The organism is Comamonas sp. 14P8.1.4 (assembly GCF_057799285.1).
The window spans coordinates 307756-327203 of record NZ_JBYOKN010000001.1; the positions used below are offsets into that span (position 1 = coordinate 307756).

General features: G+C 62.4%; 16 protein-coding genes. 8 read left to right on the forward strand and 8 right to left on the reverse strand.

What is annotated here, in order from left to right:
- Positions 1 to 154: 154 nt before the first annotated feature.
- From AC27VO_RS01445 to AC27VO_RS01465, 5 genes are all read left to right on the forward strand, one after another.
- A complete protein-coding gene (locus AC27VO_RS01445; RefSeq protein ID WP_488664926.1) occupies positions 155 to 1048 on the forward strand; it encodes a DUF4377 domain-containing protein in 894 nt (297 codons plus the stop codon).
- Between the two features lie 263 nt (positions 1049 to 1311).
- Complete coding sequence (locus AC27VO_RS01450) at positions 1312 to 1791, forward strand: type III secretion system chaperone (protein ID WP_488664927.1); 480 nt, start codon at positions 1312 to 1314, stop codon at positions 1789 to 1791.
- Positions 1792 to 2992: 1201 nt separating this feature from the next.
- A complete protein-coding gene (locus tag AC27VO_RS01455; protein WP_488664928.1) occupies positions 2993 to 4912 on the forward strand; it encodes a hypothetical protein in 1920 nt (639 codons plus the stop codon).
- 232 nt (positions 4913 to 5144) lie between these two features.
- Entirely contained in the window at positions 5145 to 8039 is a 2895-nt protein-coding gene (locus tag AC27VO_RS01460; protein WP_488664929.1) for an Hsp70 family protein, read from the forward strand.
- A 230-nt stretch (positions 8040 to 8269) separates the two neighbouring features.
- Positions 8270 to 9250, forward strand: a complete 981-nt coding sequence (locus AC27VO_RS01465; protein ID WP_488664930.1) for a Bug family tripartite tricarboxylate transporter substrate binding protein — start codon at positions 8270 to 8272, stop codon at positions 9248 to 9250.
- 66 nt (positions 9251 to 9316) lie between these two features.
- Here AC27VO_RS01465 and AC27VO_RS01470 read toward each other — a convergent pair whose 3' ends face one another.
- The 6 genes from AC27VO_RS01470 to AC27VO_RS01495 all read right to left on the reverse strand — a co-directional run bounded on the left by AC27VO_RS01470 (position 9317) and on the right by AC27VO_RS01495 (position 14540).
- Positions 9317 to 10234 carry an allantoinase PuuE gene (locus tag AC27VO_RS01470; RefSeq protein WP_488664931.1) on the reverse strand — a complete coding sequence of 306 codons (918 nt, stop codon included), beginning with the start codon at positions 10232 to 10234 and terminating at the stop codon, positions 9317 to 9319.
- Positions 10235 to 10276: 42 nt separating this feature from the next.
- Positions 10277 to 10750, reverse strand: coding sequence for an ureidoglycolate lyase (locus AC27VO_RS01475; protein ID WP_488664932.1), 474 nt, complete (start codon positions 10748 to 10750; stop codon positions 10277 to 10279).
- A 5-nt stretch (positions 10751 to 10755) separates the two neighbouring features.
- Positions 10756 to 11580 carry an ABC transporter permease gene (locus AC27VO_RS01480; protein ID WP_488664933.1) on the reverse strand — a complete coding sequence of 275 codons (825 nt, stop codon included), beginning with the start codon at positions 11578 to 11580 and terminating at the stop codon, positions 10756 to 10758.
- Positions 11573 to 12322, reverse strand: coding sequence for an ABC transporter permease (locus AC27VO_RS01485; RefSeq protein ID WP_488664934.1), 750 nt, complete (start codon positions 12320 to 12322; stop codon positions 11573 to 11575). The genes AC27VO_RS01480 and AC27VO_RS01485 overlap by 8 nt, the downstream gene beginning before the upstream one ends.
- A 101-nt stretch (positions 12323 to 12423) precedes the next feature.
- Positions 12424 to 13446, reverse strand: coding sequence for an extracellular solute-binding protein (locus tag AC27VO_RS01490; protein WP_488664935.1), 1023 nt, complete (start codon positions 13444 to 13446; stop codon positions 12424 to 12426).
- Positions 13443 to 14540, reverse strand: coding sequence for an ABC transporter ATP-binding protein (locus tag AC27VO_RS01495; protein WP_488664936.1), 1098 nt, complete (start codon positions 14538 to 14540; stop codon positions 13443 to 13445). The genes AC27VO_RS01490 and AC27VO_RS01495 overlap by 4 nt, the downstream gene beginning before the upstream one ends.
- 458 nt (positions 14541 to 14998) lie before the next feature.
- Between AC27VO_RS01495 and AC27VO_RS01500 the strand changes: the two genes are divergently transcribed.
- On the forward strand, positions 14999 to 16441 hold the full coding sequence (locus AC27VO_RS01500) for an NAD-dependent succinate-semialdehyde dehydrogenase (RefSeq protein WP_488664937.1): 1443 nt from the start codon (positions 14999 to 15001) through the stop codon (positions 16439 to 16441).
- Positions 16442 to 16505: 64 nt separating this feature from the next.
- On the opposite strand, the gene AC27VO_RS01505 is transcribed toward AC27VO_RS01500, so the two are convergent.
- Positions 16506 to 16754: a hypothetical protein gene (locus AC27VO_RS01505; protein ID WP_488664938.1), complete on the reverse strand. Its 249-nt coding sequence runs from the start codon at positions 16752 to 16754 to the stop codon at positions 16506 to 16508.
- A 247-nt stretch (positions 16755 to 17001) separates the two neighbouring features.
- Here AC27VO_RS01505 and AC27VO_RS01510 point away from each other — a divergent pair, with 247 nt between their 5' ends.
- Positions 17002 to 17268 (forward strand): DUF2789 family protein, encoded by a 267-nt coding sequence (locus AC27VO_RS01510; protein ID WP_488664939.1) that lies wholly within the window; start codon positions 17002 to 17004, stop codon positions 17266 to 17268.
- 70 nt (positions 17269 to 17338) lie between these two features.
- Here AC27VO_RS01510 and AC27VO_RS01515 read toward each other — a convergent pair whose 3' ends face one another.
- The gene (locus tag AC27VO_RS01515; RefSeq protein ID WP_488664940.1) at positions 17339 to 18409 is read right to left on the reverse strand and encodes a YeiH family putative sulfate export transporter; all 1071 of its coding nucleotides are present in this window, start codon (positions 18407 to 18409) and stop codon (positions 17339 to 17341) included.
- 125 nt (positions 18410 to 18534) lie between these two features.
- On the opposite strand from AC27VO_RS01515, the gene AC27VO_RS01520 reads away from it, so the two are divergent.
- Positions 18535 to 19440, forward strand: coding sequence for a LysR family transcriptional regulator (locus tag AC27VO_RS01520; RefSeq protein ID WP_488664941.1), 906 nt, complete (start codon positions 18535 to 18537; stop codon positions 19438 to 19440).
- Positions 19441 to 19448: the final 8 nt, after the last annotated feature.

Genomic DNA, 19448 nt, shown 5'->3' on the forward strand with positions numbered 1-19448 from the left:
GTTGCAAATACGGCGGAACTTGCGGGGCCATGCCATTCCCCAATGTAGACAGGGCAAATGGTGGCTTGGCCTACACCCTGGCTTTGCCGTGCTTGGCTAGGATTTGGCCAACGCCAACCCGCCTGTGCTTGGTTTCACTCTGAAGGATGTTGATATGAATCGATGGACATTGGCCGCTACGTGCGCTGCCACTCTGGCCTTGGCTGCTTGCAGCAGCCCCAACCCCGACACCACAACGTCCAAAGCCACGCCGCCGGCGGCTTCGACCGCGCCAACGGACAACCCCTCCACCGCACCGCGCACCATGGCATCCATGATCAACGAGACACTGCAGGCTTACTACTGGACGCTGGACAAGGCCGAAGACAGCGCGGGCCGTGCCCAGCCCAGCTTCAAGGCGCTGGAGCCCAAAGTGCCCGTGCGCCTGGATTTTTTGGCTGGCAGCAAGCCGGGCGAGCAGTGGGTGACCAGCCGTGTTTGCAACACGATGACCGGCGGCTATGCGCTGCAGGGCAACACCATTGAGGTGTCGCGTTTGATGAGCACCCAGATGGGCTGTATGGACCAGAATCTGGTGCGCCTGGAGCAGGCTGTCGGCGCTCAGATGGGGCGCATGCAGTCCGTGCAGATCATGCAAGATGGCACAGCACCCCGCATGACGCTGCAATTCAACGACGGCAGCCGCTGGCACATGAAGGGTCATCCCACCGATGTCACCCGCTACGGCAGTGCCGGGGAGACCATGTTCCTGGAAGTTGCGCCACAAACACGCTCCTGCGTCTCTGGTGTGATGCGCACCCAGTGCCTGCAAGTGCGCGAGGTGCGCTATGACAGTGCGGGCCTCAAATCGGGCACGGGCGAATGGCACGCGTTCCACGGCGAAATCCAGGGCTTCAAGCACGAAGCAGGTTTGCGCCATGTGCTGCGTATCAAGCGCTACCCCGTGAAGAACCCAGCGGCAGATGCTTCGGCGTTTGCCTATGTGATGGATGCGCGCATTGAAGTCGAACGCGTCAGCAAAAGCCAGCCCCGCCGCAAGGCCCAGTGATGGCCGCCGCCCAAGGGGCGGTAGGGCCTGAAAACCCGTCAAGGGCATGCACTGCGCACCAAGTTGTTGGTGCGCAGTTTTTTTATGCCTGTGTCTGCGCACTGCGCACGCTGAGCGCTCAGGGAAAAAGAACCCGGTGGTGAGGGCGTGTGTGCAGCCCGTGGTGCAAGCGCATGCAGCGGGGTGGTGTCAGGGGTGGAACTGCGGGCCTTGTTCGGTTACTTATCCGGCAAGCAAAGTATTCACGCATGGAGTGACACCGAATGGCAACGCACTTTCAAACACTGATGGCACAGCTGGGTCGCACGCTGGGGCTTCCTGATCTGGCGCTGGACGACACGGGCTACTGCTGCTTGCAGCTCGATAGCATCAGCGTGCACCTGGAGGCACTGGAAGACACGCATGCGCTGCTGCTGGTCTACAGCACGCTGGGGCAGTTGGCAGATCCACCACCGCGTGCTGTGTGCCAGCAGTTGCTGCAGGGGAACCACTTGATGTCAGGCACGGCAGGCGCCACGCTCGGGTTGGGCGAGGACGGGCGTACGGTCAGCCTGAGCAAGGTGGTGGAGACTGGTGCGCTGGATGTGATGGGGCTGGAATATCTGCTGCACAGCTTTACCACGGCCGCTGAGCACTGGAGTGCGGTGGTGCAAGCCACTGATGCAGATGCCAGCGAGCACGTGGCACCGAGCATCTCTGTTGGAGCACTCCCACTCGAGTTGCACCCGTTACTGCGCGTGTAAATCACAGAGTAAGGGGGGACTTGTGCCCTCCCGTTGCTGCGCTCCTGTTGTGGCACCCGGACGAACGCGGTGCACATCCTTTGGTCTGAGAGAAAAATCCATGGCTACAGTGTCCAATTCCACACCGCTCCCAACTGCAGTTCAAACGGGTGCTGGGCAGCCACATCCCAATCCCGGTGCAGCACTGCAACCGCTGACGCGAGGGTCGATGCTGGGGCGTGCTGTGCAATGGGTGCGCAATACGATTCCCGGTGGTGCGCAGGCACAGGCCACTGCGCGCATGAACCAGCAAACGCGGCAGAACCTGCACAACAGTTTGGCCCAGCAATATGGCCCTGCGGTGGCCAACACCGTATTTGGTGGTGCGCAGGTGCAAAGCACGGCGCCATTGTTGACGCGCACCGTCCAGCAGGTACAGCAGCAGGCCCAGCAGGTCCAAATTGCGAACAACCGCCAGGTCGGGACTCAGGTGTTGCAGCGTACGCAGCAGATGATTGGCGCCATCACACAGCGGCTGACCAGCAGCGGGCTGAGTACGGCCGGGATACGCAGTGCACAGACGAATCTGACAAGATTTGCAGCATTAACGCCCAACCAGCAGCGCTGGATGCATGCTCTGGCTGGTGCTCAAGCACGGCGTTCACAGGCCTTGGTGGCAGCGCAGACGGGCGCTTCGAACCTGGCGCACTTATTGCCGCTTGCACGCCGCGCGGGTGCAGCCGCAGCGGGAGGGGCAGCGCCCGTTGCGATCGCTGCGTCAGGCGTCCAGGTACGTGCTGCACCTGCACCTGCACCTGCACCTGCACCTGCACCTGCACCTGCAAGCCCTCCTGTCACACACGGTCCTTCTGCGCAAGCCGCAGCGATCGCAACGGGCGCAGCCGCTGCGGCTACGTCGGGCGAAGAAGTCACCATGACTTTGGCGGAATTCCTTGACGAAGATCCAGCCTCCGCATCGGATACACCGAACACAGGACCAGGACCAGGACCAGGACCAGGACCAGGACCAGGACCAGGACCCGGACCCGGACCCGGACCCGGACCCGGACCCGGACCCGGACCCGGAGGTGGTGCCGCTGGAGCAGCGGTTCCTGCTGCTGCGACGAATGCCCACTCTGCGGCTGTCAGTGAAGCCGCTAAAACTGCGGCGCCACAGGCTTCTGTCCCTGGCGCGGCCTCGGATGAGGTGCTGGAATTCGAGGTGGACGCTTTATTGGCTGACGAGGGAGGTCTTTCGGAAACACCGCTCACCGAGGAGGACTTCCCCGACTTCGAGACCTGGGCTGCACAGCTGGATCCTGCAGAGCTGGAAATCTCAGCCGCAGAGCAGCAGGCGATTGAAGAGGATTTGCGCGCCAGCGGCGCCCCTACCGAGGTGTCTGACGCATGGGTTGATGCGCTTGTGAGCCTGTCGCAACAGCATATCGAGCAGTTGACGCAGGCCTCTGGCACGGGCGCTGCCGTTGCATCGTCACCGAGTCATGCAACGGCATCATCGACAGGTGCCCGCGATGCCGAAGACGGTGGGCTTTCCGAGACACAAGGCAATGATCCAGAGGTGGATGATTTCGAGACCTGGGCGGCGCAGCTGGATCCATCTGAGCTGGAAATTACAGAGGCAGAGCAGCAGGCGATTGAGGCCGACTTAAACGGCGGCGATGCGCCTGCCGCAGTGTCTGATGAGCGGATGGAATCGCTTCGGACCCTGACGCGGCAGCAGCTGGAGCAGTTGTCGCAGACCCCGGGTGAGAGGGGCGCGTCAGCCCCTGCATCGAGGCAGACAGCGGCAGCTGCTGAATCGGTCACGGTACAGGCTGTCGCTGCAGAGGATGATCTGATGGCGTTGGCGCAAGCCCAGCAGGCCCAGAGTACGGCCCCGTTGGCCCAGGCGGTGCATGCCCCAGATGTTGCACGCACCGGAGTTTCTGCCTCTGCTGGGACTGCGGCGCAGGTGCCGCCAGCTTTGGCACAGCATGCACCGGTGGGGGCTGCTCCCACAGCGCGTGCGAACCAGCGCATGCAGGCGCAGCTGACTGCGAATGGGGCACAGCAGGCATCGACCGGACGTCTGCAGCGGCTGAGCGCAGCGATGTCACAGGCGTTGCAACAATTGCGCATCGGGGTGGGGGGCTGGAGCGGCATGGTTCGGTTGACCGGAATTCAGCTGCAAATGCTGCGCACAGCGATTGCACAGATCACCGATCGCGAAGGGCGAGTCACAGCGGCCGATCAGCGCACCATGTTTGGAACCCGGTTGACGCAGGCGCAGGTCCGTGCAGGTCTGCAGCAGGCCGAGGCACGCATGGCTGGAGCCAGAGGCGCAGCACCGCGTGCGGCACCAAGGGGTGCGGCAAGCACCGCGCCAGCAGACGCAGTGCCTGTGCCGACACAGCAGGACTGGAGTGATGCACAAGGCGGTCACTTGCACCAGGTGCTGCGCAGTCTGACAAACGGTGGCTTTGACCTGGGTGACACCCGTGATTTGTTGATGCAATGGCCTGCATTGCAGGGGGGCGATGCCAGCATGGAGCCCCAAGATATGGCTGCGGCGCTCACCAACCTGGCGCAGGGCGCATTGGCGGGCATGTCGTTTGTCAATGTACGTATGGCGGACTTGCGTCAACTCAGGGTGGACCTGCAAGCCCAGCCGGGCGTGCATCCATCCAGCCTGCAGTTGCTGGGAGAGATCAGCGATTTCATTGTTCGTACGGCGACGCAGCAACTGCCGCCGGCTGGCAGCGCGATGGATACATTGCTGCGAGCTCAGCTCGCACAAGAACAAGCCCTGGAAAACTTGGACTTCATCCGTGATGTCGATGCCTTCATGCAGGGCACTCCAACGGAAGCTGCCATGCTCGACATCATGGATCGCTTTGTGCTGCAAACGCGCCCTGCAGCTAACTCGTTCAGCAGTGCCTACAACACGGTGGAGGTCTTCCTGAGCCCGGATGTGCGAACCAGCATGGGGGAGGAGCTGCAGTATGTTCTGGATTATCCGCACGCAGCTGATGCTTCCCAACGCATGCGAGATTTGTTTGTGCAAGCGCGCGCGGAGGCTGAAAATTCTTTGCTTCGCGACAGCATGGAGCGGCTGAGAAGCACGCTGAGAGCACAGCTTTAGTAAGCAATGTCTGGGCCGTTTCTGGAAAATCCAGCATGGCCGATGCCTGGTGCATGCCAGGGTGCTGTCTTGGGTTGGGGTTAGCGCATGGGCGGTCGGTGGGGGGAGGCATTGCGATGCCATCGCCAAGGAGCGTAGCCCTGTTTGCGGGGTCTCTGGCGCGAGGATGCCGGTGGACGGGGGCGACTTGCTACGATCGGCGCCACGTTTTTTGTGACTGCGCCACTTCCTCATGTACCCCCACGCTTCCTCTTTCATTGTCGGCATTGATCTGGGCACCAGCCACACGGTGGTGGCAGCCGTGCCGCAAGAGGGCGGTGCGCAGGACATCACGCTGCTGCGGGTGCCGCAGCGCCACTCTGCGGCGGACATCGTGCAGGACACGCTGTTGCCATCAGCCCGCTACCAGGCAGCCGTCGGAGAGCTGAGCGACGCCTGGCAGCAGCCGTGGGTGGCGCAAGGCGCTAGCGCAGCGGCCCCTGCCGTGGTGGGCCGCTGGGCGCGTGACTTGGGCGCTGCGGTACCCGAGCGGCTGGTTGCCAGCGCCAAAAGCTGGCTGTCCCACCCCGGGGTGGACCGCAGCGCGCCCATCCTGCCCTGGGGGGCAAGCGATGACGTGGCCAAGATTTCGCCGTTGGCGGCCTCGGCCTCGTACCTGGCGTACATCCACCAGGCGTGGAACCAGCAACACCCAGATACCCCGTTGCACGCGCAGACGGTGGTGTTGACGGTGCCTGCCTCGTTCGATGAGGGTGCGCGTGCGTTGACGCTGGAGGCCGCGCGGCTGGCGGGCCTGCCGCAGGTACACCTGCTGGAAGAGCCCAAGGCCGCCTTCCATGACTGGCTGGTGCTGCAGGGAGAGCAGCTGGCGCAGCAATTGGCGGGCAGCCGCCAGGTGCTGGTGGTGGATGTGGGTGGCGGCACGACCGATCTGACACTGATCCGTGTGGATGCTGCGCAAGACGGTGGCCTGCCCACGCTGACCCGCACCGCCGTGGGCGAGCACCTGATGCTGGGCGGCGACAACATGGATCTGGTGCTGGCCCACCAGCTGGAACCCCAGCTGGCTGGCGCTGGCCAGCGCTTGAGTGCAGCCCGTTTCGCTCAACTGGTGCAGCGCTGCCGCAGCGCCAAAGAACAATTGCTGGCGCAGGATGCGCCGCAGCAACTGAACATCACCTTGCTGGGTGGCGGCAGCCGCTTGCTGGCTGCCGCGCAAAGCGCCACGCTCACGCGTGCGCAGGTGCAGCAGTGGGTGGTGGAAGGCTTCATGCCACCAGCGGCCATCACCGATGTGCCCAGCAAACGCCAGGGTGCGCTGCGTGGCCTGGGCCTGCCTTACCCGGCCGATGCCGCCATGACGCGGCACCTGGCGCAGTTTCTGCGCCAGCATGCGGGCAGCGATGCCCAGGCCTTGCCCGATACCGTGCTGCTCAACGGTGGCGTGTTCCATGCGCATGCGCTGGTGCAGCGCCTGACCGAGCAACTGAGGGCCTGGCGCGGTAGCCCCGTGCGCGTGCTGTACAACCCGCACCCCGACTGGGCGGTCGCGCGCGGCGCAGCTGCCTACGGGCTGGCGCGTGCTCAGGCACAGGCAACGAAGGATGCAGCGTCTTATTCGCCGCTAGCCCAGGCACAGCCTGTGCCAGCAGCTACAAAAAACATGCTGCCCCGCATTGGCGGCGGCTCGGCCCGCAGCTACTGGCTGCTGCTGCCTGCGGTGGGCGGTGCGGCACCACAGCTGGTGTGCCTGCTGCCCAAGGGCACGGAAGAGGGCGTGCGCATGGCGCTGACCGGGCGGCGCTTTGCGCTCAAGCTGGGGCAGGCCGTGCGCTTTGTGCTGCTGGCACACAGCCACGGTAGCCAGAGTGCGCAGGCCGGGCAGCTGATGCCGCTGCAAGGCGAGGGCTGGGTGGAGCTGCCGCCCCTGTCCACCGTGCTGTCCGCACCCGAAGGCCACCAGTCCGCACAGGTGGAAGTGCAGCTGCAGGCCTGCATGACCGAGGTGGGCACGCTGGAAGTGCGCTGTCTGCGTGTGGAAGCGGGTGTGGCCGATGCGGTGCAGTCGTGGCTGCTGCCGTTTGCGGTGCGCGGCGCAGTGGAGGGCGAATCTTTGGAAAAGATAGCGGATAGCGCAGGTGTATTAAGGGCTGAAGGCCAAAAAGGCTTGAAAGATAGCTCCTCTGCCTTGCCTGCCGCTGTGGCGCTGATCGATCGCATTTTTGGCACGCAGGCACAGGATGTGGTGGCCAAGGATGTGCGCCAGCTGCGCCACTCGCTGGAAAAACTGCTGGGCCCGCGTGCAGGTTGGCATGTGGCCCAGCTGCGCGCCCTGTGCGATGCACTGCTGGCACGTGCCAAGCGTCGCCGCCGCACGCCGGAGCATGAGCGGGTGTGGTTCAACCTGACGGGCTGGTGCTTGCGCCCGGGCGTGGGGGCGCAGCTGGATGACTGGCGCATCAGCCAGGTATGGGCGCTGTACGCCCAAGGGCTGGGCCATGTCAAAGAAGCCGCCAATTGGACCGAGTGGTGGGTGTTCTGGCGCCGTGTGGCCGCAGGCTTGAACGAGGCGCAGCAAATGCAGGTGCTGGAGGCCGTGGCTGCCGCCATGCAAAAAACCGTGCAGCAAGTCACGCAACGCAGCGGTGGCAAAAGCAGCCACGGCAGCTACGACGACATGCTGCGCCTGTTTGCCGCGATGGAAGCCGTGCCCTGGCAGTACCGCCAGGAGATGGGCCAATGGATGCTGCAGCGCTTGAAGCGTGCGGACGAGTCCGCGCAGACCTGGTGGGCGATTGGCCGCCTCGCCGCGCGCCAGCCGCTGGCTGCGAATGCGCATCTGGTGATGCCGCCTGCAGCCGCTCAGGAATTTCTGGATGCCACTTTGCAGCAAGACTGGCGCAAGAACGAAACCGCCATGTTTGCCGCGTTGCAAATGGCGCGCATGACCGGCGATATGGCGCGCGATATGCCCGATGCAGCACGCACGCAAGTTCTGGCCAAAATGCAGGCAGCCGGCGCCCCCTTGCGGTGGCTGGAGCTGGTGCAGCAGGTGGTGCAGATGGAGGCCGAAGACCAGCAGCGCAGCCTGGGGGATAGCCTGCCGCCGGGCTTGGTGCTGCTGTGACAGCGCAGCAGCCAGCTGACTGACGGTGGGCTTGCAGGGTCGGGCCATTTGGCCGCAGGAGCGGCGCCTGCTCCTATGATGACCGCATCGCTTCCCAAGAGCCGCTGGCCGTGACCATCCTTGCGACCGCACCTCTTGCACTGCCGACGGACCTATACGTCCGCGCAGTCTCTTGCACGCCACAAGCAGCAAGTTCGCCTTTTTGATCCATTGACGTACTTGGAGTTGTGATGCCTGTGCACACCCTGTTCTCGCGCCGCCATGCTTTGGCTGCTGCTGCCGCTGTGTTGTTGAATTGCTCAGGCGCCAGTGCCTGGGCCCAAAGCAGTTGGCCAACCAAACCGATTACTTTTGTGGTGCCGCAAAACCCCGGTGGCGCCAACGACGTGATTGCACGTGCTGTGGCGCAGGGTCTGGAAAACACATTGGGTCAACCCGTGATTGTGGAAAATCGGCCTGGTGCCAACGGCAATGTTGGCACCAGTCAGGTGGCGCGCAGTGCACCGGATGGGTATACCTTTTTGGTGACGGCGCAAAGTGCGCACACCATCAATCCGGCGCTGTATTCGCGCACTGGCTTTGATGCGATCAAGGACTTTGCCCCCGTGATGCAGCTGGCTGTGGCGCCGTATCTGCTGGTGGTGAACCCGAGCTTTCCAGCCAAGAATCTGGATGAGCTGGTGGCCTACGCCAAGGCCCATCCGGGCGCAGTGGCCTATGCTTCTGCAGGCAATGGAACGCTGAACCATTTGCTGGGTGAAATGCTGAAAAAGCAAAAGGGCATTGAGCTGCTGCACGTGCCGTACAAGGGCGCAGCAGCGGCTGCCACCGATGTGGTGGCGGGCCAGCTGCCAGTGACGTTTGGCAGCTTTCCGGGCGTGATGCCGTTTGTCAGCAGTGGCAAGCTGCGCGTGCTGGGGGTGGCATCGGACAAGCCGACACCGCTGGCGCCAGAGATTCCAGTGCTCAAAGACCTGGCCGTGACCTCCTGGTACGGCCTGTTTGCCCCGGCAGGAACGCCCCAGCCTATCATTGCCAAAGTGCACACCGCTATCGCGCAGGTGCTGACCACCCCGGCCATGCAAGAGCGCCTGAAAACCCTGGGGGCCGAGCCCGTGGTCTCCAGCCCGGCCAGCTTTGCGGCAGGTTTGCCTGCCGAGTTGGCGCACTGGAAGCAGGTGGTGGATGCCTCTGGGGCGCGCATCGACTGAGTGGCCTTTGCGCATCCGTAGTCAAAAAAGCCCGCAGATGCGGGCTTTTTGCTGGGTATGACGCCTTCAAGGACGCGGGCCGGGGTAGGGGTGGTGGGCGTGCCAGTGCTTGGCAATGTCCAGCCGGCGCGTGATCCAAACATCGGAGAACTGGGTCACGTAGTCGAGAAACTTCTTGAGGCCCATGGCGCGTGAGGGATGGCCCACCAGGCGCATGTGCAGGCCCACGGACATCATCTTGGGCTGGGTGGCACCTTCGTCGTACAGCATGTCAAAAGCGTCTTTGAGGAAGCGGAACCATTCATCGGAGGTGCCCGTCCAACCCGCATATTTGCCGTCGTTGTTGGTCAGCGAATACGGAATGACGAGATGGGGTTTGCCTTCGACGGTCTGCCAGTGGGGAAGTTCGTCGCCGTAGTAGTCGGAGTCGTAGAGAAAACCACCTTCTTCGGCCACCAGGCGGCGGGTGTTGGTGCTGGGGCCATAGCGGCAGTACCAGCCCAGCGGGCGCTCGCCCATGGTGGTCTGCAGCGAGGCAATGGCACGCTGGATGTGCTCGCGCTCTTCGGTTTCACTGAGTTCGTAGTGCTTGATCCAGCGCCAGCCGTGGCAGCAGATGTCGTAGCCGTTGTCGCGGATTTTGGCGACCGCTTCGGGGTTGCGCTCCAGTGCCAGGGCGCAACCAAACACGGTCAGCGGTAGCTGGCGCTCCTCAAACAGGCGCACCAGTCGCCAGAAACCAACGCGGCTGCCGTACTCGAACATGCTCTCTGCGGCCAGATCACGGCCATGGCCCATCTGGTTGAGGCCATGGGCCTCAGTCAGGCCGGTCTCGCTGAAGTTCTCTCCGTCATCGAAGGAGGGCTCAGAGCCTTCCTCGTAGTTCATGACAAAGTTCAGCGCCAGGCGTGCGCCGCCGGGCCATCGGGGGTTGGGAGGTGTGGCGCCGTAGCCCACAAAATCGCGTTGGGGTTGCCAGGTCATAGTCAGCGTGCAGTAGAGAAAAACAAGAAAAGGCAGCGAGGCCTACAGGGCCACTTGTACCGGGGCGATGTCGACAAACTCTTCATCGCCGCCGTCATGGGCCTTCCACATCCAGACCCCGAAGGTGGCGGGGCCGTTCAGCAGGGTCAGGCTGTAATGCCAGGTGTTAGGGTGGTAGGTGATGCTTTGCTGGCCGCTGACAACGAAGGCCTGGGCCTGCGCCATATCTGGCTGGCTGGGGGCTCCGTGTGGGGCCACGACCACCAGGTAGCTGCAGTCCTGCAAGGGCATGAAGGTCTGTGAGGAGAACTCGTGGCGCTCCATGAACGTCAGCGTCAACGGCAGCGTGGCCACCTGGGCGATGTGCGAGACCGTGAGATCCGGTTGTGCATAGTCACGCAGATTGCCCAGGCTGGGCGGCAAAGTGCCTTTGCCCGGCAAGGTAGGGTAGTCCAGCACGGCCCCAAAAGGGGCGAATGCTTCGACGGTCAGGGGTTGGGCTTGGAGGGAGGTCATCAGTGTCAGCCTTGCAGGCGTTTGGTTAGGCCCACGGCACGTTCCATGAGCAGCATCAGCACGAGTACCGCGACGATGAGCACGCCCGAGACGGCGGCAACGCGCACATCCAGCGTGGATTCCATCATTCCCCACATGCGGATGGGCAGCATGTCGGTGTCGGCATCGGCCAGGAACAGCGAAACGGGCACGTTGTCCATGGAAGCCATCAGTGCCATGAAAGCGCCGGCAGCAATGCCCGGCGCGATCAGCGGCAGTGTCACGCGGCGAAAGCCGTACCAGGGCGAGGCGCCGAGGATGGCCGAGGACTCCAGCAAGGCATGGTCCATCTGCATCAGGCTGGAGGTGGTGGTGCGCAGCACGAACGGCACCACCATGACCAGGTGGCCAATCACCATCAACGGCATCGACGGCATGACCCCCAGCAGGGTGAAGAACATCAGCGCGGCCAGGCCAAAGGAGATGCCGGGCAGCACCAAGGGCGAGAGAAAGAACCCCAGCAAGCTTTTGCCGGCCCAGCTGTGGCCTTGTCTTTGCAGTCCCATGGCGGCGCTGGCGCCCAGCAGCACGGCCAGCAGGGCCGCAATGATGGCCACGATGACGCTGTTGAGCGCCGAGGCGTGAATAGGTGCCGAGCGCTGGGCATCAAACAGGGCCTCATACCAGCGCAGCGACCAGCCTTGCGGTGGAAAGTGCATGGTCTGGCTGTCGGTGAGCGACGCTAGCAGAACAATGAGTACCGGCGTCACCAGCACCACCAGGGCCAACAGGGCGATGCCACCGATGGTGAGGAGGTAGGAAATATCTGCCCACGAATCACGTCTAGACATGCAGGTACCTCATGCTTTTCTTGCCCAGCAGGTTCAGCAGTGCCAGGCACGCCAGGACGGCACCCAGCAGGACCATGGATATCACGGCGGCCATGGGCCAGTTAAAGACCACGGAAGACTGTTGCCAGATCAGCAGTGGCAGATACACCAGGCGGCTGCCACCGATCACGGACTGTGAGATGAAGGCCGTGGTGGCGCTGGCAAACACCAGGGTGCAGCCCGCGATCAGGCCCGGAATGCTCAGCGGCAAGATCACCTTGAACAGCGTGCGCCACCTGGATGCCCCCAGGATGCTGGATGCATCAAAGAGGTTCTTGTCCAGCTTGGACAGCGAGGCAATCAAGGGCAGCAGCAGCATGGGTAGCTCAATTTGTGTGAGCGACATGACCAGCCCCAGTTCGGTCTGCAGCAGGCGCAGCGGTGTGGTGGTGAGGCCCAGGGCCAGCAAGGTCTGGTTGATGACCCCGTCGTTCGACAAAATCACAATCCAGGCAAAGGTGCGCACCACCACCGACAGCAGCAGCGGCATGACCAGCATGAACAGCAGCACGCGCTGCCATTTTTCGCTCAGCCCCATGTAGGCCAGGGCCAGGGGGTAGCCCAGCAGCAGGGTGGCCAGCACCGTCATCAGCCCTAGCTTGAGGGTGTTGAACGTGGCTTGCCAGTAAAAAGGGTCGGTGACGAATTTGCGCCAGGTTTGCCAGCCCCAGTGCTGCAGGTCTACATCGTTGTGCAAACTCACTGCAATCAGCAGCAGTAGGGGGGCCGCAAAAAATGCGAGGTAAGTCCCAAAAAGGGGCATGACCAGAGCCCCTGTTTGCAGACGCTGCAGCAACCAGCGCATCAGCGTGCCACTTCGCGGTTGAAGCGCTCAATCCAATCGGGGCGCAGCGGGTTGATCTTGCTCCAGTCGTGCTGCACCATCTTGCGCATCTCCGCCAGCGACTGCAGGGGCAGGCCCGCACCTTGCAGCGATACATCGCTGTTGACGGGGGCAAAGTTGTAGGGCTCTGCCATCAGCGCTTTTTGTACGCCCGCGTCCAGTGCTGCATCAATGAATTGGTAGGCCGCGTCCACATTCTTGCTGCCCTTGGCGATGTGCAAGGTGGTGAAAAAGGCGATCAGGCCGGTGTCGGGCGTGACCATTTCAATGTCCACTCCCTTGGCCTTGAGCGTGCTCACTGTCTGGGTGTTGGTGTACATGATGTCGCACTGGCCTTGCTGGAACATGCTGGGCATGGAGGCAGAGTTGCCGATCACAGCCACCTTGGGCAACACCTTCTTGAGTTCGCGAAAGAATGGCTCCACATCAGATTCCGAGCCACCGAAGGCCTTGGCCATCTCGATGATGGCCACAGTGCCAAAGGTGGTCTGAAAACCGGTCAGGCCCAGGCGCGAGACGTAGGGCTCGGCAAATAGTTCTTTCCAGCTGGTTGGGGGCTTGGGGAATTTCTTGGGGTTGTAGGCAATGCCGACAAACTGTGCCGCCACGGTGACGCCGATGTCATCGATCATGCCGGGCTGCAGCTTGGCCGCGTTTTTGAGCTTGCTGCCGTCAAATTTCTCGAACAGGCCCGCTTCCTTACCGGTAACGCGCGGGCCGGGGTCGAGCACCATGGTGTCAAACGGAGGGCGCCCACGTGCAGCACGTGCCTTGGCAATCTGGTCCACCGCCCACAGTGACTGCATGCGCAGTTCCACACCCGACTGGGTTTTCAGTGCCGGCGCCACCACGCTGCGGTAGGCATCTTCCCAAGTGCCTGGGTAGATGGCTGCCGTGACTGTGCTGGGGTTGGCCCAGGCGGGCAGGGCCATGCCGGATACGGTGGCCAGGCCGCTCAGTTGCAGAAAATTGCGACGCTTCATGGTGCTACTCCTTGGAATGACTGCGGAAAAATGCGCGGGTTGGCAGATGCGCTCAGACCGACCCAGACGTGCTCGGGAAAAGCCGGGCTGTCAGGCAGCCGAGGTTGGATGGATTTGATGAGCGTGTTTCTGCCCAGATCGACCTGGTAGACCATGTGGCCGCCCAGGGGCGTTTGCATGCAGATGCGTCCGGGTAGAAAACCCGGGACCGGCGTGGCGGAGATCTGTAATTGCTCAGGGCGTACGGTCAGAGTGACGGCCTTGCCTGTGGGCAAGTCGCCGTAGCCTGTGGCGTAGATTTGCAAGGGCAGATGGTCTCCAACACGCAGCTGTACGGAGTGGGCGTGGGCCATTTCAACGTGGGCGGCAATCTGGTTGCAGCTGCCCACGAAGTGGTTCACAAACAGTGTCTGTGGGCAGTCATAAATGCCAACGGGCGTGTCCAGTTGCTCCAGCTGCCCTTGGTTCATCACGGCAATCTTGTCGGCCACCGTCATGGCTTCTTCCTGGTCGTGTGTCACCAGAATCGCGGTGATGCCCAGCTGCTTTTGCAGGCGCTTGATTTCCAGCTGCATGTCCAGCCGCAGGTTCTTGTCGAGAGCGCTGAAAGGCTCGTCCAGCAACAGCAGCTGTGGCTCGCTGGCAATGGCGCGGGCCAAGGCCACACGCTGCTGCTGCCCACCTGACATCTGGCGCGGATAACGGTCACGCACGTGGGGCAGCTGGACAATTTCCAGGCACTCCTGCACGCGCTTTTTGATCATGTGTCCAGGGGTTTTGCGGGCCTGCAGGCCGTAGGCCACGTTGTCCGCCACCGTCATATGGGGGAACAACGCGTAGTTCTGAAACACCAGGCCCATGTTGCGGGCGTTGGGCTGCAGGTCATCAATGCTGCGTCCATCCACGCGGATGCTGCCTGACGTCTGCTTGTGAAAGCCCGCGATGATGCGCAGCAGCGAGGTTTTGCCACAGCCTGAGGGGCCGAGCAGGGCCAGGATTTCACCAGGCTCCATGGAGATGTTTACATCACTTAGCGCTGTGAAATCACCGTATCGCTGCGTGATGGACTCAATATCTAAGGCACAGGGGTTCATCTTGCATCTCAAGCTGGGAGTTGCAGCTTTCTCGCAAAAAGTGCGCCAAAAAAGAATTTTTGTTGAGTTAAAAAATGGTTTTAAACATTTTTTGTGTCAACGAAGTCAGCGGTCACCTAGGTTGGAATGCACGGTTTACGGTGGTTTTTCAGAGCAGGGTCTGCGTTGGCGGTGTTACGTAACCAACTGCAAATACGGCATGTGGCGGCGCCGCATGCGGGTTGTTCGCACCAATGCGGGTCGGATGGTCCCGGGAGTGGCTGCAGACGCTGTGTGCTGGCGGTTGAGCGCTGCCGCACAGGCGACAGCGGTACGGCATGGCAGCCGCGTACCCTCCTTGGACCGAGTGCCGGCACAGCGTGATTCGGTACTAAACTGCGCGGCACACCTGTGCCCAACACCTCACTGTGGGGCGCATTTGCGCACCAGATGTGTGCCTTTTTGATTGGATTTGCCCCATGCGCTACGCCTACCCCGACACGCAATTGCTCATCAACGGCCACTGGCAGCCTGCTGCCAGTGGAAAAACCATGCCTGTGCACAACCCGGCAACGGGGGAGGTGATTGGTCAGCTGGCGCATGCGGGCAAAGAAGATCTGGATCGTGCCCTGGCTGCGGCTGAAAAAGGCTTTGCGATCTGGAAGAACACCAGCGCGCACGAGCGTCAGGCCACCATGCGCAAAGCCGCTGGTTTGCTGCGTGAGCGTGCCGACGATATCGCCGCGCTGCTGACGCAAGAGCAGGGCAAGCCACTGGCTGAAGCCAAGGTGGAAGTGCTGGCCGGTGTGGGCATCATCGAGTGGTTTGCCGATGAAGCCCTGCGCCTGTATGGTCGCATCGTGCCCGCGCGCCGGGCGGATGTGCAGCAACTGGTCATTAAAGAACCTGTAGGCCCGGTGGCGGCGTTCACACCGTGGAACTTCCCGGTCAACCAGATCGTGCGCAAGATCAGTGCAGCGCTGGCCACGGGCTGCTCTTTCCTGTGCAAGGCCCCGGAAGAAACGCCGGCATCGCCTGCCGCGCTGTTTCAGTGCTTTGTCGATGCGGGTGTGCCAGCTGGCGTGATCGGCCTGGTCTATGGTGACCCGCATGAAATCTCCAGCTACCTGATTCCCCATCCTGTGATCCGTAAGGTCACGTTCACGGGCTCTACCCCCGTGGGCAAGCAGCTGGCGGCCATGGCAGGCGCGCACATGAAGCGCAGCACCATGGAACTGGGCGGCCATGCACCGGTGATCATTGCGGATGACGCCGATGTGGCCCTGGCCGTCAAATATGCGGGCGCTGCCAAGCTGCGCAATGCGGGGCAGGTGTGCATTTCGCCCACCCGTTTCTTGGTACACAAGAGCTTGGAAAAGCAGTTCACCGAACAGGTGCTGGCGTACTTTGATTCCATCAAGGTTGGTAATGGCTTGGAGGCCGGCACCACCATGGGGCCGCTGGCCAACCCCCGTCGTATTACGGCCATGAAGGCTTTGGTGGCCAATGCGCAAGACAAGGGCGCCAAGTTGCTGATGGGCGGAAAAACGCTCAGCGATGCCGGTAATTTTTACGCGCCGACGGTGCTGGCTGATGTGCCGTTGGATGCCGATGTGTTCAACCAGGAGCCCTTTGGCCCCATGATTGCCATGCGCACGTTTGACAAGCTGGACGAAGCCATTGCGGAGGCCAACCGCCTGCCCTATGGCTTGGCAGCCTACGCGTTCACCGCATCGCTGAAAAATGCGCACCAGCTGAGCCAGCAGCTGGAAACCGGCATGCTGTGGATCAACCAGCCTGCCGTGGCATCGGCAGAAATGCCGTTTGGCGGGGTCAAGGACTCGGGCTATGGCTCTGAAGGTGGCCCGGAGGCGCTGGAGGCATATCTGGTGGCCAAGGCAGTCTCGATAGCCATGGTGTAAATCACCCGCGTGGGTGGCAGTCAAAAGGCCGCATCTGCGGCCTTTTGTTTGGCGCTTTCCATGGCTACTTGGTGGGGACGTCATCACCCAGAGGCTTGCCATCGGGGCCGCGTGCATCGGTGTCCACCATGCCTTTTTTCAGGTCGCGGTGGGCCTGTTGCATTTCGGGGGAGGGGGCTTGGTCGGTCATGTTGACCGACTGGTCACGCTCGTGCGGCAGCTTGGCCGTGGCGCTGGCATCGCCCGGTTTTTGCGGCGTGGTGGTGTCGATGCTGGATTCTGGGCTGGATGGGGGTGCTGGGGTGTGGGGCATGGCGGACTCCTTGATGCTGTCAGTCTTACCGCCCGGTGTCGCCAAGGGTGTAGGCCATGTGCCGCGCTTGTTGGCAGCGCATGAAAAGAACTTTTCAAGTTGTAAGCTGCACAGCAGGGCAGCACATGGACGTGCAGGCCAGTCCTACACCACGCAGCGGGGATGTGAAGGAAGATGGCTCCACAGCGCCACCGCCTGCATGCAGGGTGCGTGGAAAAGCTTTTTCATTCACTGTGCGGAGGACGATATGAGTTTGACACCAGGCGTATCCCAGCCCAGCTTTACCGATCTGTTTGACCAACTGGGTTTGGAAAGCGACCCAGAAAGCATCAAACGCTTTCTCAAGCAGCACGCACCGCTGCAAGAGGGGCTGCATATTTACGAAGCCAAGTTCTGGACGCCACAGCAGGCGCAGCTGCTCAAAGAAAAGCTCAAGTGTGATGACGATTGGGCGATTGTGGTGGACCAGTTGAACGCCGCTTTGCAAGAGCGCCCCGATTTGGATAAGTTGTAGACCGCTGCGTGGGTATGCACAAAAAAGGCAACCTTGGGGTTGCCTTTTTTGTGTCCGAACGCTTTTTCGATCAACCCAGCCAATGCGTGAGCAGCGCGCCGGCGCCCAGCAACCACGCAAACAGCAGGGCGGCCAGCAGCAGCGGCTTGATGCCTGCAGCGCGCACCGATTGCCAGTGTGTCGTCAGTCCCAAAGCAGCCATGGCGATGGCCAGCAACAGGTTGTCCAACTCCACGCCCAAGCGGCTGAGGCCGGCGGGCAAGATGCCCAACGAGTTGACCCCGGCCATGGCCACAAAGCCCAATGCAAACCACGGAATGGTGATGCAGCCGTCGCTTGGATCGGTCGCGCCAGTGTGGCGCAAGCGGCGTGCCACAAAAGCGCTAAGCATCAGCAAGAAGGGGGCGAGCATCATCACGCGCACCATCTTGGCAATCACGGCGGTGCTGGTGGCTTCGGGGCTGACCGCTGCACCCGCAGCCACCACCTGTGCCACTTCGTGCACGGTGGCGCCCACGTACAGGCCGTAGCTGTGTGCATCCAGCGGCAGCCATTGCGCAGCCGCATTCCACTGGAACAAGGCCGGGTAGAGGAAGGTGGCCACGGTGCCAAACACCACCACCGTGGCAATGGCCACCGCCACATCCTGCGCGCGGCCCTTGGCAACGGGGGCAGTGGCCAGCACGGCGGCGGCCCCGCAGATCGAACTGCTCGCACCAATCAACAGGGTGGTGCGCGTATCCAGCTTCAAGAGCTTGGTACCCAGCACACAGGCCCAGCCAAAGGTGCTGGCCAGCACCAGTGCATCCAACGCCACGCCGCCCCAGCCCACTTGGGCGATGTCCTGGAAGGTCAGCCGCAGGCCATACAGCACGATGCCGGCGCGCAGCAGCTGTTGCTTGCCGATGTTTACGCCGGGCGTGCACTGCGCCGCCATGCGGGGATACACGGTATTGCCGATGAGCAGCCCCAGCACAATGGCCAGTGTGAGTGCGCCCATGCCGTGTGTGGCCATCCACGGCCACTGCGCCAAACCGATAGCCGCCAGCGCCAGTGCGGTGCTGAGCAGCAGGCCGGGTAGATGGCGGCGCAGCCAAAGTGCGAGCGGTGATTGAAAAAATGAAGTCGTCAAAGTGTGCATAACAAGGCCTGCACAGCGTTGTCCTGGGCAGGTGCATGCAACTTTAGATAACTTTGTTATATTTGTATAACGAATACTTTTTCTAAAAACTACCTGCTGAGCAGGTAGATGATGCGGAGCCTTGCATGCTGCACCTGACCTTGCGCCAGCTGGAAATTTTTAGCGCTGTGGCCCACAGCGGCTCGACCGTGGCGGCGGCCGATGCGATTGGTCTGTCCCAATCGGCCACCAGCGCGGCCTTGCAGCAGCTGGAAGTGGCGCTGGGCACGCTGCTGTTTGAGCGGGTGGGGCGCAATCTGGTGTTCAACGATGCAGGGCGCGCAGCGCTGCCGCAGGCGCTGTCGCTGCTGGAGCAAGCGCGCAGCTTGGAGCAGGCTTTCGGCGCGGGGGGCAGTCACCTGCCGGTGCGTTTGCGCGTGGCAGCCAGCACCACCGTCGGCAGTTACGTGCTGCCGCCCGTGCTGGCGGCGCTGGCGCGCAGCCATCCGCACATCAGCGTGGATGTGCGCATTGGCAACACGCGCAAGGTGGCGCAAGCGGTGGAGGCCATGGCGGTGGATGTGGGCCTGATTGAAGGCAGCAGCCATGGCGTGGGTCTGCAGGTGCAGCCGTGGCTACGCGACGAGTTGCTGATTGTGGCGGCGCCGCACGACCCTTTGGTGCAGGTGGCACGCAGCAAACCCATTGGCGTAACGCTGCTGCGGCAAGCGCGCTGGTTGCTGCGCGAAGAGGGATCTGGCACGCGCGAGATGGTGGAGCACGCCTTGCTGCCGCGCCTGCAGCAGTTGCCAGCCGCTACCACGCTGGGCAGCTCGGAAGCCATTGCGCGCTGCGTGGCACAGGGCTTGGGTATCAGCTGTCTGCCGCGCGTGCTGGTGCAAGCCATGCTGGACGATGGCAGCTTGGTGGTGTTGCCCACGTCGCTGCCCAAAATGGAGCGCCATTTCTCGATCTTGCAGCGCACGGGTAAGCACCTGTCGCCCGCGCTGCAAGCGTTTGCCGATGCCTGTGCGGCGCAGGCACAGGCATGAGTAATTGA

Bases quoted from the DNA above. Each gene is read 5' to 3' on its own strand.
- AC27VO_RS01500 (WP_488664937.1), top strand. From the start codon at position 14,999: ATGCGCTACGCCTACCCCGACACGCAATTGCTCATCAACGGCCACTGG.
- AC27VO_RS01445 (WP_488664926.1), top strand. From the start codon at position 155: ATGAATCGATGGACATTGGCCGCTACGTGCGCTGCCACTCTGGCCTTG.
- AC27VO_RS01515 (WP_488664940.1), bottom strand. From the start codon at position 18,409: ATGCACACTTTGACGACTTCATTTTTTCAATCACCGCTCGCACTTTGG.
- AC27VO_RS01465 (WP_488664930.1), top strand. From the start codon at position 8,270: ATGCCTGTGCACACCCTGTTCTCGCGCCGCCATGCTTTGGCTGCTGCT.
- AC27VO_RS01475 (WP_488664932.1), bottom strand. From the start codon at position 10,750: ATGACCTCCCTCCAAGCCCAACCCCTGACCGTCGAAGCATTCGCCCCT.
- AC27VO_RS01470 (WP_488664931.1), bottom strand. From the start codon at position 10,234: ATGACCTGGCAACCCCAACGCGATTTTGTGGGCTACGGCGCCACACCT.
- AC27VO_RS01520 (WP_488664941.1), top strand. From the start codon at position 18,535: ATGCTGCACCTGACCTTGCGCCAGCTGGAAATTTTTAGCGCTGTGGCC.
- AC27VO_RS01490 (WP_488664935.1), bottom strand. From the start codon at position 13,446: ATGAAGCGTCGCAATTTTCTGCAACTGAGCGGCCTGGCCACCGTATCC.
- AC27VO_RS01460 (WP_488664929.1), top strand. From the start codon at position 5,145: ATGTACCCCCACGCTTCCTCTTTCATTGTCGGCATTGATCTGGGCACC.
- AC27VO_RS01495 (WP_488664936.1), bottom strand. From the start codon at position 14,540: ATGAACCCCTGTGCCTTAGATATTGAGTCCATCACGCAGCGATACGGT.
- AC27VO_RS01480 (WP_488664933.1), bottom strand. From the start codon at position 11,580: ATGTCTAGACGTGATTCGTGGGCAGATATTTCCTACCTCCTCACCATC.
- AC27VO_RS01510 (WP_488664939.1), top strand. From the start codon at position 17,002: ATGAGTTTGACACCAGGCGTATCCCAGCCCAGCTTTACCGATCTGTTT.
- AC27VO_RS01505 (WP_488664938.1), bottom strand. From the start codon at position 16,754: ATGCCCCACACCCCAGCACCCCCATCCAGCCCAGAATCCAGCATCGAC.
- AC27VO_RS01450 (WP_488664927.1), top strand. From the start codon at position 1,312: ATGGCAACGCACTTTCAAACACTGATGGCACAGCTGGGTCGCACGCTG.